This is a genomic window from Streptococcus sp. GMD1S (assembly GCF_000296875.1).
Lineage (GTDB): Bacteria > Bacillota > Bacilli > Lactobacillales > Streptococcaceae > Streptococcus.
This window is the reverse complement of the sequence record NZ_AJQY01000310.1, coordinates 1-513: the sequence shown is the minus strand read 5'-3', so window position 1 is coordinate 513 and position 513 is coordinate 1. Positions and strand designations below refer to the sequence as shown.

The 513-nt window shown below is 43.1% G+C and carries 1 protein-coding gene; it reads left to right on the top strand.

Annotation, left to right across the window (positions count from 1 at the left end):
• On the top strand, positions 1-513 hold a 513-nt coding region (gene msrA, locus GMD1S_RS08955), incomplete at both ends, for a peptide-methionine (S)-S-oxide reductase MsrA (protein ID WP_000302032.1).

Sequence of the window (513 nt, the reverse complement as noted above, 5' to 3'; positions counted from 1 at the left end):
CGCAAATTGAGAAAGCATCCGTTAGCCAAGGAGGAAAAACAGTGAAAAAAACAGAAATTAGTAAAGACGCAGACTTGCACGAAATTTATCTAGCTGGAGGTTGTTTCTGGGGAGTGGAGGAATACTTCTCACGCGTGCCTGGAGTGACAGATGCCGTTTCAGGCTATGCGAACGGTAGAGGGGAAACAACCAAGTACGAATTGATCAATCAAACAGGACATGCGGAGACTGTCCATGTCACCTATGATGCTAATCAAATTTCCCTCAAGGAAATCCTGCTTCATTACTTCCGCATCATTAATCCAACCAGCAAAAATAAACAAGGAAATGATGTGGGGACCCAGTATCGTACTGGCGTTTATTACACAGATGAAAAGGATTTGGAGGTAATCAACCAAGTCTTTGATGAGGTGGCTAAGAAATACGACCAACCTCTGGCAGTTGAAAAGGAAAACTCGAAGAATTTTGTGGTGGCGGAGGATTATCACCAAGACTACCTCAAGAAAAATCCAA